This is a genomic window from Bacillus massilinigeriensis (genome assembly GCF_900117315.1).
In the GTDB taxonomy this organism is placed as follows: Bacteria; Bacillota; Bacilli; order Bacillales; family Cytobacillaceae; genus Bacillus_BE; species Bacillus_BE massilionigeriensis.
The window spans coordinates 3,126,701-3,141,672 of sequence record NZ_LT630337.1 but is presented as its reverse complement, the minus strand read 5'-3'; the positions used below and the strand labels follow the sequence as shown (position 1 = coordinate 3,141,672).

General features: G+C 37.4%; 12 protein-coding genes and 1 riboswitch. All 12 genes read left to right on the top strand.

The annotated features are described in order from the left end of the window. Nucleotides 1-6 precede the first annotated feature (6 nt). The 12 genes from BQ6100_RS15650 to BQ6100_RS15595 all read left to right on the top strand — a co-directional run bounded on the left by BQ6100_RS15650 (nucleotide 7) and on the right by BQ6100_RS15595 (nucleotide 14,919). Complete coding sequence (locus tag BQ6100_RS15650; RefSeq protein ID WP_075982513.1) at nucleotides 7-546, top strand: CvpA family protein; 540 nt, start codon at nucleotides 7-9, stop codon at nucleotides 544-546. Nucleotides 547-877: 331 nt separating this feature from the next. Further along, a complete protein-coding gene (polX, locus tag BQ6100_RS15645; protein WP_075982512.1) occupies nucleotides 878-2,599 on the top strand; it encodes a DNA polymerase/3'-5' exonuclease PolX in 1,722 nt (573 codons plus the stop codon). 27 nt (nucleotides 2,600-2,626) lie between these two features. Next, nucleotides 2,627-4,984, top strand: a complete 2,358-nt coding sequence (locus tag BQ6100_RS15640) for an endonuclease MutS2 (protein ID WP_075982511.1) — start codon at nucleotides 2,627-2,629, stop codon at nucleotides 4,982-4,984. A gap of 20 nt (nucleotides 4,985-5,004) precedes the next feature. Beyond that, nucleotides 5,005-5,412 carry a DUF350 domain-containing protein gene (locus BQ6100_RS15635; protein ID WP_075982510.1) on the top strand — a complete coding sequence of 136 codons (408 nt, stop codon included), beginning with the start codon at nucleotides 5,005-5,007 and terminating at the stop codon, nucleotides 5,410-5,412. A gap of 339 nt (nucleotides 5,413-5,751) precedes the next feature. Next, complete coding sequence (locus BQ6100_RS15630) at nucleotides 5,752-7,452, top strand: long-chain-fatty-acid--CoA ligase (RefSeq protein ID WP_075982509.1); 1,701 nt, start codon at nucleotides 5,752-5,754, stop codon at nucleotides 7,450-7,452. Between the two features lie 227 nt (nucleotides 7,453-7,679). Next, the gene (locus tag BQ6100_RS15625; protein ID WP_075982508.1) at nucleotides 7,680-8,264 is read left to right on the top strand and encodes a TetR/AcrR family transcriptional regulator; all 585 of its coding nucleotides are present in this window, start codon (nucleotides 7,680-7,682) and stop codon (nucleotides 8,262-8,264) included. A 25-nt stretch (nucleotides 8,265-8,289) separates the two neighbouring features. Next, nucleotides 8,290-9,063, top strand: a complete 774-nt coding sequence (locus BQ6100_RS15620; RefSeq protein WP_075982507.1) for an enoyl-CoA hydratase — start codon at nucleotides 8,290-8,292, stop codon at nucleotides 9,061-9,063. 64 nt (nucleotides 9,064-9,127) lie between these two features. Continuing rightward, the gene (locus BQ6100_RS15615) at nucleotides 9,128-9,901 is read left to right on the top strand and encodes an electron transfer flavoprotein subunit beta/FixA family protein (protein WP_075982506.1); all 774 of its coding nucleotides are present in this window, start codon (nucleotides 9,128-9,130) and stop codon (nucleotides 9,899-9,901) included. Nucleotides 9,902-9,949: 48 nt separating this feature from the next. Beyond that, complete coding sequence (locus tag BQ6100_RS15610) at nucleotides 9,950-10,927, top strand: electron transfer flavoprotein subunit alpha/FixB family protein (protein ID WP_075982505.1); 978 nt, start codon at nucleotides 9,950-9,952, stop codon at nucleotides 10,925-10,927. Between the two features lie 214 nt (nucleotides 10,928-11,141). Next, the gene (gene trxA / locus BQ6100_RS15605) at nucleotides 11,142-11,456 is read left to right on the top strand and encodes a thioredoxin (protein ID WP_075982504.1); all 315 of its coding nucleotides are present in this window, start codon (nucleotides 11,142-11,144) and stop codon (nucleotides 11,454-11,456) included. Nucleotides 11,457-11,556: 100 nt separating this feature from the next. Continuing rightward, nucleotides 11,557-13,329: an excinuclease ABC subunit UvrC gene (gene uvrC, locus BQ6100_RS15600; RefSeq protein ID WP_075982503.1), complete on the top strand. Its 1,773-nt coding sequence runs from the start codon at nucleotides 11,557-11,559 to the stop codon at nucleotides 13,327-13,329. 66 nt (nucleotides 13,330-13,395) lie between these two features. Next, nucleotides 13,396-13,572, top strand: a riboswitch (Lysine riboswitch). A 117-nt stretch (nucleotides 13,573-13,689) separates the two neighbouring features. After that, complete coding sequence (locus BQ6100_RS15595; protein WP_075982502.1) at nucleotides 13,690-14,919, top strand: aspartate kinase; 1,230 nt, start codon at nucleotides 13,690-13,692, stop codon at nucleotides 14,917-14,919. Nucleotides 14,920-14,972 lie beyond the last annotated feature (53 nt).

The following is a 14,972-nucleotide window of genomic DNA, read 5'->3' as shown; positions in this document are numbered from 1 at the left end:
ATAGTCATGCTAGATTTAGCCATTATAATTTTGTTATTATTTGGAATTTTTATTGGGCTGAGAAGAGGCTTCATCCTTCAAGTTATCCATTTAACTAGCTTCATTATCTCCTTTATTGTCGCGAGTTTATACTATGATGATTTATCATCCAAACTAACACTATGGGTTCCATATCCAGCGTTAGGTGAAGATTCAACAATTGCCATGTTGTTCGAAGGGAACTTAGAAGATGCCTATTATCGCGCCATTGCATTTGTCGTGATTTTTTTTGCGGTTAAAATTCTGCTCCACATAATTGGTAGTATGCTAGATTTTGTTTCTAATCTTCCAATTCTTAAATCATTAAATGTTTGGGGTGGAGGAGCTTTAGGCTTTCTTGAAGTCTATCTTATCATTTTTATCCTATTATACATAGGAGCACTTGTACCAATTGATGCCATACAAACTCCATTAAACAATTCTATTATTGGAGAGTTCATTGTAAAGCATACTCCAATTTTTTCAAATCAGATTAAAGAACTTTGGATTGAATATGTCGCTTCATAGTACGATTCAAAATGGATTCATATGGATGTTATTATCATGCTACTTAAATAGAAACAAGGTTCCTTCTGTTTTGTAGTAATTATGATTGTTAAAGACTGATTCTTACCCTTTAAACGCTATTTACGTTAAGAGTTCAAGCGTAAATAATCGGTTAATTGGATCAGTCTTTTTTCCATGGAGAAGGGCAAGGGAAAGCCTCTTAATCAATGGGCAAAGTTTCACTTTATGAATCCCTTTCTGTTATATTATCTTTATGAGCAAAATAAGATATGATCGTCTTTTAAGGCTTTTAATCATAAATGATTGTCTTAATACATAAGCAGGTGAAACTATGGGTGTTAATAAAAAGGATGTCGTCCGTATATTAGAAACCATTGCGATATATTTAGAGTTAAAAGGAGAAAATTCCTTTAAAGTGTCTGCTTTTAGAAAGGCAGCTGCAGCATTGGAAACAAGTGACGAGAGTCTTCTGGAAATAAAGGATTTTACGGTTCTCCCCGGTATAGGAAAGGGAACAGCAGCTGTAATCGAAGAGTATATAAATACCGGTGCTTCTACGGTATTAAAGGAGCTTCAGGATGAAGTGCCTAAAAGCTTAGTTTTACTACTTCAAATCCCCGGCTTAGGTGGTAAAAAAATTGCCAAGCTCAATAAGGAGTTAGGGATAGAGAATGTGGAACAATTGCAAAATGCTTGTCGAGCAGGTGAGGTTCAGAAACTTTCGGGCTTTGGAAAGAAAACGGAGGAGAAAATCTTAGCGGCCATTGAAGGTCTTGGCTCTAGGCCAAACCGTTTGCCTCTAGCCTTTATGCTAAAGGTTGCCGAACAAATCGAAAATGCCATCAAACAAATCGAAAAGATTGATCAGTTTTCACGAGCAGGAAGCTTGAGAAGAATGAGGGAAACGGTGAAGGATTTAGATTTTATTATTGCTACGACAGACCCTGCCTCTGTGAAAGAACAGCTTTTACAGCTTCCCAATCTTAAAACTGTCGTTGCTTCAGGTGATACGAAGGTATCTGTTACTTTAGAACTTGAATATGATGTTTCAATTGATTTTCGCTTAGTTTTACCAAAGGAATTTGCCACAACCCTTCACCATTTTACGGGCTCAAAGGAACATAATGTTAGAATGAGACAGCTTGCAAAAGAACGAGGGGAAAAAATCAGTGAATATGGTGTGGAAGAGATCGAGACAGGAGAAATATTGAACTTTTCGACAGAGACGGAGTTTTATCAGCATTTTGGTTTGCCATATATTCCACCAGAGATTCGTGAGGATGGAAGTGAAGTGGAAAACTACCATGAGGAAATGGATTTGATTTCTTTAAAGGATATAAAAGGTGATCTTCATATGCATACGACCTGGAGTGATGGAGCCTTTTCTATAGAAGAGATGGTAGAGGCATGCAGGAGAAAAGGCTATCAATATATGGCCATAACCGATCATTCACAATATTTAAAGGTCGCTGGTGGGTTGACCCCTGAAAGGTTATTAAAACAAAAAGAGGAAATCTATCGTTTAAACGAAAGATACCGTGATATCACCATTTTTTCTGGAGTTGAGATGGACATTCTTCCCGATGGTTCACTTGACTACGAGGATTCCATCCTAAGGGAGATGGATTTTGTCATCGCCTCCATTCATTCAGCCTTTTCTCAACCAAAGGCAAAAATTATGGACAGGCTAAAAACGGCGTTAATAAATGCAAATGTTGATTTAATTGCACATCCAACAGGAAGAATCATTGGTAGAAGAGATGGATACGAAGTGGATATCGATAGTCTTATTGAACTTGCAAAGGAAACAAATACAGCATTGGAATTAAACGCGAATCCTAATCGGTTAGATTTGGCACCAGAGTATTTAAGAAAGGCACAAGAAGCTGGGGTGAAAATCTTGATTAATACAGATGCCCATCAAATAGAAACGTTAGATCATATGAAAATAGGAGTTTCAACAGCAAAAAAAGGGTGGATTAAAACTTCTACTGTTTTAAACACTTTTGATAAAGAGGGTTTTCTACGCTTTTTATGCAGGAACAATGGTTGATACAGAAATGAAAGGAGGACAATCTCCGTGCAACAAAGAGTTTTGAAGGTATTAGAGTTTTATAAAATTAAGGATCAGCTAATGGATTTTGCTTCTTCCTCTTTAGGAAGAGATAAGGTTTCCAAATTAACCCCTTCAACCGATTTTGAAAGGGTTGTAAAAATGCAAGAGGAAACGGATGAAGGGGTGAAGGTGTTAAGGCTGAAAGGGAATGTCCCTCTCGGAGGAATCTTTGACATTCGTCCGCAAGTAAAACGGGCTTCCATAGGTAGTATCCTAAGTCCACAAGAATTAAATCAAGTTTCAACAACCATTCATGCAAGTAGACAAATGAAGAAATTCATTGAAGCGCTGGTAGAGGAAGAAATAGAAATTCCACTATTAGTTCAATATGCTGATAGAATTATTATCCTCAAGGAACTAGAGCAAGCCATAAGAAATGCTATAGATGATAATGGGGAGGTACTAGATAGCGCTAGTGAAACCTTACGTTCCTTGCGTAATCAAATAAGAACAAAGGAAGCAAGAGTTCGAGAAAGATTAGAAAGTATGATTCGTTCTTCTAGCGCTCAGAAAATGCTTTCAGATGCCATTGTGACAATAAGAAATGATCGCTTTGTTATCCCTGTTAAACAGGAATATAGAGGGCATTATGGCGGGATTATTCACGATCAAAGCTCGTCCGGGCAAACGCTATTTATTGAACCACAAGCTATTGTGCAATTAAATAATGAACTGCAAAGCATACGGGTGAAGGAACAGCAAGAAATCGAAAGAATCTTAGTTGAGCTTTCAGGCCTTACTGGTGAGCATTACAACGAGCTAGAAGTGATTGTAGATGTATTAGCCGAATTTGACTTCCTATTTACAAAAGCTCGGTATGCTCAAAAGATTAAGGCTTCCAAACCCAAAATGAATAATCAGGGAAAAATAAAACTTTATAAAGCACGCCATCCACTTATCCCAATAGATGAAGTGGTAGCAAATGATATTGTGCTTGGAGAAGACTTTACAACGATTGTAATTACTGGTCCAAATACAGGCGGAAAAACTGTCACATTGAAAACAGTTGGTCTCTGTACATTAATGGCTCAGGCTGGACTACAGATTCCAGCTTTAGATGGGTCAGAGCTAGCAGTATTCGGTGCTGTTTATGCAGATATTGGGGATGAGCAATCCATTGAACAGAGCTTGAGCACATTTTCCTCCCATATGGTGAATATTGTAGATATATTAAACTCTGTTAGCTTTGATAGCCTTGTTTTGTTTGATGAGCTCGGAGCAGGGACGGACCCACAGGAGGGTGCCGCTTTAGCTATCTCAATTTTAGATGAGGTATACAAAAGAGGAGCGAGGGTCATTGCCACTACCCATTACCCGGAATTAAAGGCCTATGGGTACAATCGAGAAGGTGTCATAAATGCTAGTGTCGAATTTGACATCGAAACCTTAACTCCTACGTATAAATTATTGATTGGAGTTCCAGGCCGAAGCAATGCATTTGAAATCTCAAAAAGACTTGGCTTGAAAGAAAATGTTATTCAGACTGCAAGAGCACATGTGAGTGCAGAAAGTAACCAGGTTGAAAGTATGATTGCTTCCATTGAAGAGAGTAAGTGGGAGGCTGAAAAAGAGCTCGATGAGGCAAATGATTTATTAAAACAGGCTGAAAGGCTCCATCGTGACCTTCAAAAGCAAATGATTGAGTTTTATGAACAAAAGGATAAAATGAAGGAAAAAGCCAAGGAAAAGGCAACGAAAATTGTTGACCAAGCTAAGCAAGAGGCAGAAGAGATTATCTCCGAGCTTCGAAGATTACGAATTGAAAAAAATGCAGATGTGAAAGAGCATGAACTAATTGAAGCAAGAAAACGATTAAATGAGGCTGCTCCAAAACAGTCCACCAATAAAAAATCCGTTCTTCAAAAAGAGAGTAAACATCATTTTTCACCTGGTGATGAAGTGAAGGTGTTAACCTTTGATCAAAAAGGACACTTGGTTGAGAAAGTATCTGACCATGAATGGCAGGTTCAAATTGGAATATTAAAAATGAAGGTACAAGAAAAGGATCTTGAGTACATGAAGAGCGCCAAGGTTAAAGAAACACGTCCTATTGCAACAGTTAAAGGGAAAGACTTCCATGTCAGCCTTGAACTAGATTTACGAGGTGAACGGTTTGAGGATGCTTTGTTAAAGGTAGAGAAATATATAGACGATGCGTTACTAGCCGGTTACCCACGCGTGTCAATCATTCACGGAAAGGGAACCGGTGCACTTAGACAGGGAGTTCAGGAATACCTTCGCAATCACCGCTCTGTGAAAAATATTCGATTTGGTGCAGCAACAGAAGGTGGTACCGGAGTAACAATAGTAGAATTTAAATAATTTATTGGGGAGTAAAAGATATGAACCAATTTTGGGAGAATGAATACGTCCAAACAGCCGCTAATTTCAGTGTTGTAGTACTTTGTCTGATTGTCTTTTTGGCCATTTTCGAGCTTGTCACAAAATATAAAAATTGGGATCAAATAAAAAATGGGAACGTAGCGGTTGCTCTTGCTACAGGAGGAAAGATATTTGGGATAGCTAATATATTTCGCTATTCCATTGTTCAGCATGATACGCTACTAGCGATGATTGGCTGGGGTGTTTTTGGTTTTCTTTTACTACTAGCAGGTTACTTTATTTTTGAGTTCTTAACACCAAAGTTCAAAATTGATGAAGAATTAGAAAATGATAATCGGGCAGTTGGGTTTATTGCCATGATCATTTCAATAGGATTATCCTTCGTCATAGGAGCAGGGATTTCATAAGGAGAGAATGGAAATGGAGAGGCTGGCAAAAGTTTTGTTCGCTTTATGCGGGCTATTTATCGTAATCGGAATATTATATATGTTTTTTAAAGGGTAAAAATGGGGCTTCCTCAAAGGAAAAGGTATCTGACACCTTCCTTTGGGAAAGCCTTTTGTTTTTTAAATAAATGATAGGTCTATAAAATATTATTTTAATAAATGAAATAAAAAATGTATATTTGGCTTGACCTATAAAATTGTCCAAGTTTTTCTATTCTAATTGTCATAAAATCAACATTATAATATAATTAATTCCAGAAGTGTTAGAATTTTATAAAAATTAGATGCAGGAGGTCAAAAATGGTCGAACAAAAACCGTGGTTAAAAAACTATCCAGAAGAAATTCCTTCAACTTTATCCTACACAGATGAGCCAGTTCAACAATACTTAATTAAGGCTGCAGAAGAGAACCCCAATAAAGTAGCTATCCATTTCATGGGTAAAGAGCTGACCTATAAAGAGGTCTACGATGATGCCTTAAAATTTGCAGGTTATCTCCAAGAAATTGGAATTGAAAAGGGTGATCGGGTTGCAATTATGCTACCAAATACACCTCAATCCGTCATTTGTTATTTTGGTGCCTTAATGGCAGGTGGGGTTGTTGTCCAAACAAACCCTTTATATATGGAAAGAGAAATTGAATATCAAATGAAGGACTCAGGAGCAAAAGTAATTGTAACAATAGACATTCTGTATCCAAGAGTCATGAAGGTCAAATCTCAAACAGATTTACAGCATATTGTTGTAACCGCTATCAAGGACTTTTTACCATTCCCAAAAAATCTTGTCTATCCTTATGTTCAGAAAAAACAATATGGCTTCTCTGTTAATGTGAAGCATGAAGGCAATAATCATTTGCTGAAAGAGATTTTAAAGCGTCCAGTTCAGCCGGTTAAAGAATATGAATACAATTTTGATGAAGACTTGGCTTTACTCCAATATACAGGCGGGACAACCGGATTTCCAAAGGGCGTCATGCTTACACATAAGAACCTAGTCTCCAATGCCTCTATGTGTGAAGCGTGGCTATATAAATGTAGACGGGGAGAAGAAGTTGTTTTAGGATTATTACCATTTTTCCATGTTTACGGAATGACAACGGTAATGATCTTAACGATTTTACAACAAAATAAAATGGTCTTACTCCCAAAATTTGATATGGAAACGGCGTTAAAAACCATTCAGAAACAACGTCCAACTATGTTTCCCGGGGCACCAACCATGTATATTGGATTATTAAATCATCCAGACATTAAGAAATATGATCTTTCCTCCATTGATTCCTGTATTTCCGGCTCTGCACCCCTCCCAGTTGAGGTTCAACAGAAATTTGAAGAGGTAACCGGTGGGAAGCTTGTTGAAGGATATGGCTTAACAGAGTCTTCACCTGTTACGCATTCTAATTTCCTATGGGATAAGCCAAGAGTAAAGGGAAGTATCGGTGTTCCATGGCCAGATACAGACGCTGCCATTTTATCTCCAGAAGGGGAACCGCTCCCTCAAGGTGAAATTGGTGAGATTGCCGTCAAAGGGCCACAAGTCATGAAAGGATATTGGAATCGGCCAGAAGATACAGCTGAAACCTTGAAGGATGGATGGCTTTTAACTGGTGATATTGGATACATGGATGAGAATGGATACTTCTATGTAGTTGATCGCAAGAAGGATATGATTATCGCAGGAGGATATAATATTTATCCGCGAGAAATAGAAGAGGTTCTATATGAACACCCAGCTGTTCAAGAGGTTGTTGCCGCAGGTATTCCAGACCCTTATCGTGGGGAGACTGTAAAGGCGTATGTTGTCTTAAAAGAGGGAATGACTGTAACAGAAAAAGAATTAAATGAATTTGCCCGTAAGCATTTAGCTGCCTATAAGGTACCAAGAATCTATGAATTTAGAAATGAATTACCTAAAACAGCAGTAGGAAAAATTTTAAGAAGAGCATTAGTGGATGAAGAAAAACAAAAAATGAATTCGGATGAACAAAAAGAAGCTTAATGTTTTTTAGCCGAATCCTCGGCTCTTTATTTTGAATAATTAGGCTTGTCCATCTTTCTTTGGGTGCTCCCCATAAAGGTATGTAAAATCAAATGGTCCCCCTTGACAGAAAATAATTGTATGACTATTATAAAAATATGAATGATGGTTCATTCAGTTTGTGAAATAATAAAAATGGATCCCATCTCAATAGTGATACAATAATATATTGAAAGGGGGAAAAGAGATTGAAAAAAAATAAACCCAAATACAAACAAATCATTGATGCAGCCGTTGTAGTAATAGCAGAGAATGGATATCATCAAGCTCAGGTTTCAAAAATTGCAAAGCAGGCGGGCGTAGCTGATGGGACCATTTATTTATATTTTAAAAATAAAGAAGATATTCTCATTTCTCTCTTTCAAGAAAAAATGGGTTCCTTTGTTGAAAAAATTGAACAAAATATAGCAGGAAAAGAGACTTCGGCGGAGAAGTTATTAATGTTGGTCAAAACTCATTTTCAGATCCTGTCCAATGACAGGCACCTAGCAATTGTCACCCAGTTGGAGCTTAGGCAATCAAATAAGGAGTTGCGCTATAAGATAAATGAAGTCTTAAAGGGATATTTTAAAGTATTAGATAAAATATTAATCCAAGGGAAAGAAGATGGAGAATTTTCAAGTACTCTTGATGTTAGGGTTGCCCGACAAATGATATTTGGTACTATTGATGAATTAGTTACCACTTGGATTATGAATGATCAAAAATATGACCTAACGGCTTTAGCTGGAACTGTGCACAAATTGCTGATAAACGGGTTTAGGAAGGAATAGGAAATTTTTTAAGGAGGGGTTAGGAATGGAATACCTAAAATGGTCTCATCAGGACATGATTGCGACCATTACCATTGATCGTCCAAAAGCAAACGCTCTATCACAAGGTCTTTTGAGAGAGCTGTCAGCGGTACTTGATGAAGTAGAGCCCAATCGGGATATTCGGGTGATATTGATTCGTGGGGAAGGCCGCTTTTTCTCTGCAGGTGCTGATATTAAGGAGTTTACGACACTTGACACCAGCGAGGGATTTGCGAATCTTTCCACCTTTGGACAAGACTTATTTGAAAGAATGGAAACCTTTCCAAAACCAATTATTGCGGCCATTCACGGGGCAGCATTAGGGGGCGGATTGGAGCTTGCTATGAGCTGTCATATCAGACTAGTTTCTGAGAATGCAAAGCTCGGCTTGCCAGAATTATCACTTGGAATTATACCTGGTTTCGCAGGAACACAACGTCTACCTCGATATGTTGGAAAATCAATGGCAGCTGAAATGATGTTCACAAGCGAACCCATTACAGGAGTAGAAGCGGTCCAAAGGGGCCTTGCAAATCATGCTTATCCTGACGATGAATTATTTGAGAATGCCAATATTCTAGCGAAAAAGATTGCTCAGAAGAGTCCTTTAACGCTAAAGGCAGCGATTGAATTATTGAACTATTCAAAATCGAAGGAATTTTATGATGGTGTGAAGAAGGAAGCTGAATTATTCGGTCATGTTTTTACATCTGAAGACGGTAAAGAAGGAATTAGCGCCTTTATTGAAAAAAGGGTTCCTCATTTTACAGGTAAATGATAGTTAGTAATTTAATATAATCATAGATTGCTTGAAAATGCTTTAAATACTAGGAGGGGACAAAATGAACATCTACGTATTAATGAAAAGAACATTTGATACTGAAGAAAAAATTACAATCTCTGGCGGAAAGATTAATGAAGACGGTGCAGAATTCATTATCAATCCGTATGATGAATATGCAATTGAGGAAGCAATCCAAATCCGCGATGCACAAGGTGGAGAGGTAACGGTTATTTCAGTAGGAACAGAAGAAACTGAAAAACAACTTCGTACAGCTTTAGCAATGGGGGCTGATAAAGCTGTATTAATTAACACTGAAGATGATATTGAAGATGGAGATCAATTCACAACAGCAAAAATCTTAGCTGAGTATCTAAAGGACAAAGAAGCTGATATTATTATCGGTGGAAATGTTGCAATCGATGGTGGTACTGGTCAAGTAGGTCCACGTGTTGCTGAATTATTAAATATCCCTTATGTAACTACCATTACGAAGCTTGAAATCGATGGAAGTAAAGCGACCGTAACACGTGATGTTGAAGGCGACTCTGAAGTAATCGAAACAAGTCTTCCATTACTAGTTACTGCTCAACAAGGCTTAAATGAGCCACGCTATCCTTCTCTTCCAGGGATTATGAAAGCGAAGAAAAAACCTCTAGAAGAATTAGAGTTAGACGATTTAGATTTAGATGAAGATGATGTAGAAGCAAAAACAAAAACAATTGAAATTTTCCTTCCAGCTCAAAAAGAAGCAGGAAAAGTACTTCAAGGTGAGCTAGCAGATCAAGTGAAAGAGCTCGTTCAACTTCTACACTCAGAAGCAAAAGTAGTCTGATTTTTCGATCATGGAATCTTTGAATAATAACACAGGGGGTAAATCGTAATGGCTAGAAAAGTATTAGTATTAGGTGAAGTTCGTGACGGATCGTTACGTAATGTTTCCTTCGAAGCAATAGGTGCTGCTAAAACAGTTGCTGAAGGCGGCGAAGTAGTAGGTGTTTTAATTGGAACATCTGTAAGCGGTTTAGGTAATGAATTAATTCAATATGGTGCAGATAAGGTTGTTGTGGTTGAAGATGAAAAGTTAGCCCAATACACTTCAGATGGTTTTTCACAAGCTTTATCCGCAGTAATAGATTCTGAGGATCCTGAAGGATTAATCATTGGACATACATCCTTAGGTAAAGACCTTGCTCCTAAAATTGCAGCAAAATTAAACTCCGGATTAATTTCTGATGCTACTGGTGTAGAAGAAGCTGGTGGAAATATCGTTTTCACTCGTCCAATTTATTCTGGAAAAGCATTTGAGAAAAAGATTGTATCTGACGGTATTATTATTGCCACTGTTCGTCCAAATAATATTGCTCCATTAGAAAAGGATGAATCTAGAAGTGGAGAGGTTTCAGCCATTTCAGTGGAAATTAAGGATCTTCGCACAATTATTAAAGAAGTGGTAAGAAAAGCAACTGAAGGGGTTGACCTTTCAGAAGCAAAAGTGATCGTTTCTGGTGGACGTGGTGTGAAAAGTGAAGAAGGATTTGAACCATTGAAGGAGCTAGCACAAGTTCTTGGAGGAGCCGTTGGTGCCTCTCGTGGAGCATGTGATGCTGAGTATTGTGATTACTCATTACAAATTGGTCAAACAGGAAAGGTAGTTACACCAGACCTTTATATCGCTTGTGGTATCTCTGGTGCCATTCAGCATTTAGCTGGTATGTCCAATTCAAAGGTAATCGTTGCCATCAATAAAGATCCTGAAGCAAATATTTTTAAAGTAGCTGATTACGGAATTGTTGGAGATTTGTTTGAAGTTGTCCCAATGTTAACCGAAGAGTTTAAAAAATTAAAGGTTAATGCATAATAAATTGATCAGCTTATTCGACGAGCGGCCAAATGACCGCTCGTTTTAGATATCACAAAAACAGTGAATTCTTACATATAATAATGTGTATAAAAAATGAATAAACTATGATAGATCTAGGGCAAAATTAGCTTCGAAACATATTATTAGCATAGAAACATAATCGATGATATACTGACGATACAAAAAAGTAATTTCATTAGGAGGATATACAATGGCTATTTCAAACGTAACAGATCAAACATTTGATGCTGAAACATCATCAGGCTTAGTTCTAGTCGATTTTTGGGCACCTTGGTGTGGTCCTTGTAAGATGATAGCTCCGGTTTTAGAAGAAATTGATGCCGAAATGGGAGAAAAGTTAAGAATTGTAAAGCTTGACGTTGATGAAAATCAAGAAACAGCTGCAAAATTTGGCGTAATGAGCATCCCAACTTTACTTGTATTCAAGGATGGGGAAGTTGTCGATAAAGTAGTTGGATTCCAACCAAAAGAAGCATTAGCTGAACGTCTTGCAAATCACGCTTAATTTTTCCAAAAATCCTATAAATCACCCAAACTTCATTTGAGGTTTGGGTTTTATTTTTGAAGTAAATCAAATTATAATAAAAAAATGGGGGTGAACGAGCTTGAATGACTTAATAAAACATAAATTAACGTTATTACCTGATCAACCTGGCTGCTATTTAATGAAGGATCGCCAGGGAACCGTTATATATGTAGGAAAGGCAAAAATATTAAAAAATAGAGTTCGCTCCTATTTCACCGGATCCCATGATGGTAAAACCCTTAGGTTAGTTAATGAGATAGAAGACTTCGAATACTTCGTAACCTCATCCAATATGGAAGCCCTTATTCTAGAATTAAATTTAATCAAAAAATATGATCCGAAATACAATATTATGTTAAAGGATGATAAAAGCTATCCTTTTATTAAGTTAACTGCAGAACGCCATCCTAGATTAATTACAACAAGAAATGTGAAAAGGGATAAGGGAAAATATTTTGGTCCATACCCGAATGTTCAAGCAGCAAATGAAACGAAGAAATTATTAGATAGAATATATCCATTAAGGAAATGTTCCACCCTTCCTGATCGTGTTTGTCTTTATTTTCATATGGGTCAATGTCTTGCTCCTTGTATAAATACTATTAACGAAGAAGAGTACAAGCAAATCGTTGATGAGATAACAAAATTTTTAAATGGTGGATACAAGGATATCAAAAAAGATTTGACAGAAAAGATGATGGCGGCGTCAGAAGAATTGGACTTTGAACGTGCTAAGGAATTTCGTGATAAAATTGCTCATATTGAAGCAACAATGGAAAAGCAAAAAATGCAAACCAATGATTTTATCGATCGAGATGTCTTTGGGTATTCGGTTGATAAAGGGTGGATGTGTGTCCAAGTGTTCTTTATCCGTCAAGGAAAGCTTATCGAGCGGGATGTTTCTATGTTTCCTATATACAATGAACCTGAGGAAGAAATGTTAACCTATTTAGGACAATTCTATGAAAAGGCAAACCATTTCAAACCAAAGGAAATATTAGTCCCAGAATCCATTCATTCAGATTATGCTGAACAATTATTACAGGTCAAGGTTCATCAACCAAAAAGAGGTAAGAAAAAGAACCTTGTGAATCTTGCCTGCAAAAATGCCAAAATTGCTCTTCATGAAAAGTTTTCTCTAATTGAGCGAGATGAAGATAGAACCATAAAGGCAGTAGAAAAACTGGGAACCTCACTTGGAATTTATACGCCACACCGGATAGAGGCATTTGATAACTCCAATATACAGGGAACAAACCCTGTCTCTGCTATGGTTGTATTTATTGATGGAAAAGCGGAGAAAAGAGAGTATCGAAAATATAAAATTAAAACGGTACAGGGTCCAGATGATTATGAATCCATGCGAGAGGTTGTCAGAAGAAGATACACAAGAGTTTTAAAAGATGGATTGCCGCTCCCTGATTTAGTCATCATTGACGGAGGAAAAGGGCATGTTGACGCAGTCAAGGATGTTCTTGAAAATGAATTAGGTATTGACCTACCAATAGCAGGACTAGTAAAAGATGAAAAACATCGTACCTCTCAATTACTGTTCGGTGACCCTCTTGAAATCATCCAACTTGAAAGAAATAGTCAGGAGTTCTATTTGTTACAACGAATACAGGATGAGGTACACCGATTTGCCATTACCTTTCACCGCCAATTGCGAGGGAAAAATGCATTTCAATCCATGCTGGATGATATTTCGGGAATCGGAGAAAAAAGGAAAAAGCTTCTATTAAGAACGTTTGGATCTGTCAAGAAAATGAAGGAAGCCAAGATGGAGGATTTTAAAGAAATAGGAATACCGGAAAATGTGGCTCTTGAGCTGCTGAAAAAGTTACAGGAATAGAATTGTCACAAAGTTTTGTCTATGCTATAATGAGTGATAATTTAATAAAACACTTTAGAGTATTAAAGTGATGGTAGAGGTGCGAACTTCATTAGTAAAGGTTTGGAGAAGAATAAGCTTCTGTGAAGAACTTTGAAAGGGGTGTTCGCCGAAGTGGAGAAAGTCTTATAACTTTCTTTGCTGGGTCTGCATTTAAGAAATGCAGGACTGTCAGGACCAATGTCTTGGAGCGCTATCTCACTGTGTGAGTATGTATGTATTATTACGTTTTCAAACACAGCAATGGGATTTTGTTCTCATTGCTTTTTTTATTGCCATTACATACGAAGACTAACAATTTACAAGAAAGTAGGGGGAAAAGTGGGGTTAATAGTCCAGAAATTTGGTGGAACTTCAGTAGGAAGTATAGAAAGAATACAAAATGTAGCAAATCGAGTGATTGAAGAAAAGTCTCGTGGAAATGGAGTTGTAGTTGTAGTATCAGCCATGGGAAAAACCACAGACCAATTAGTGGTTATGGCAAATGAAATTTCTGCTCAACCAAGTAAGCGTGAAATGGATATGCTCCTTACAACAGGTGAACAGATAACAATTTCTTTATTGGCTATGGCTCTAATAGAAAAAGGATATGATGCGATTTCCTTTACCGGATGGCAAGCTGGAATAGAAACAGAAGGTATTCACGGGAACGCACGCATATTGAACATTAGTGAATCGAAAATAAGAGGGCAGTTGGAAAAGGGAAAGATTGTCATTGTTGCAGGATTTCAAGGTGTGACAGAGGATGGATCGATTACGACCCTTGGTAGAGGGGGATCAGATACTACTGCAGTAGCATTGGCTGCTGCATTACATGCTGATAAGTGTGATATTTATACAGATGTGACAGGCGTTTTTACGACAGACCCACGTTATGTTAAGGAGGCAAGGCAATTATTATCTGTCTCTTATGATGAAATGCTTGAACTTGCAAATTTAGGTGCAGGTGTTTTACATCCTCGAGCTGTTGAATATGCAAAAAATTATCATGTAGCTCTAGAGGTACGCTCGAGTATGGAAAGAGTTCGCGGAACGATTATTGAGGAGGAACCAAAGATGGAACAAAATTTAGTAGTTAGAGGAATCGCTTTTGAAGATCAAATTACGAGAGTATCAATCCTTGGTTTACCAAGTTCATTAACAGCCTTATCAACCATTTTTACTACATTGGCTAATAATCATATAAATGTGGATATCATCATTCAGAGCACCACCGCTGAACAAACAAATAACTTATCTTTTTCGATCAAAACCTCAGACTTAGAAGGGACACTTCAGGTTCTAGAAAGCAATAAAGATCTTTTAAAATATGACAAGGTGGAAACAGAAACAGGGCTTGCAAAAGTATCAATTGTTGGTTCTGGAATGATATCAAACCCTGGAGTAGCTGCTGAAATGTTTGAAGTGTTAGCAAATAGTGAAATCCAAGTAAAAATGGTAAGCACTTCAGAAATCAAAGTATCAGCAGTAATCGAAGATTCGAACATGGTTCAAGCGGTTGAAGAGCTTCATTCTGCCTTTGAATTATCACGTATTCCAGTCAATTTATAAAGAAATCAAAGCATACAGGCAAAAATCATACGGGAACTTTTTGCTTTAAGAAT

Bases quoted from the DNA above. Each gene is read 5' to 3' on its own strand.
- BQ6100_RS15650 (WP_075982513.1), top strand. From the start codon at position 7: ATGCTAGATTTAGCCATTATAATTTTGTTATTATTTGGAATTTTTATT.
- polX (WP_075982512.1), top strand. From the start codon at position 878: ATGGGTGTTAATAAAAAGGATGTCGTCCGTATATTAGAAACCATTGCG.
- BQ6100_RS15635 (WP_075982510.1), top strand. From the start codon at position 5,005: ATGAACCAATTTTGGGAGAATGAATACGTCCAAACAGCCGCTAATTTC.
- BQ6100_RS15630 (WP_075982509.1), top strand. From the start codon at position 5,752: ATGGTCGAACAAAAACCGTGGTTAAAAAACTATCCAGAAGAAATTCCT.
- BQ6100_RS15620 (WP_075982507.1), top strand. From the start codon at position 8,290: ATGGAATACCTAAAATGGTCTCATCAGGACATGATTGCGACCATTACC.
- BQ6100_RS15615 (WP_075982506.1), top strand. From the start codon at position 9,128: ATGAACATCTACGTATTAATGAAAAGAACATTTGATACTGAAGAAAAA.
- BQ6100_RS15610 (WP_075982505.1), top strand. From the start codon at position 9,950: ATGGCTAGAAAAGTATTAGTATTAGGTGAAGTTCGTGACGGATCGTTA.
- trxA (WP_075982504.1), top strand. From the start codon at position 11,142: ATGGCTATTTCAAACGTAACAGATCAAACATTTGATGCTGAAACATCA.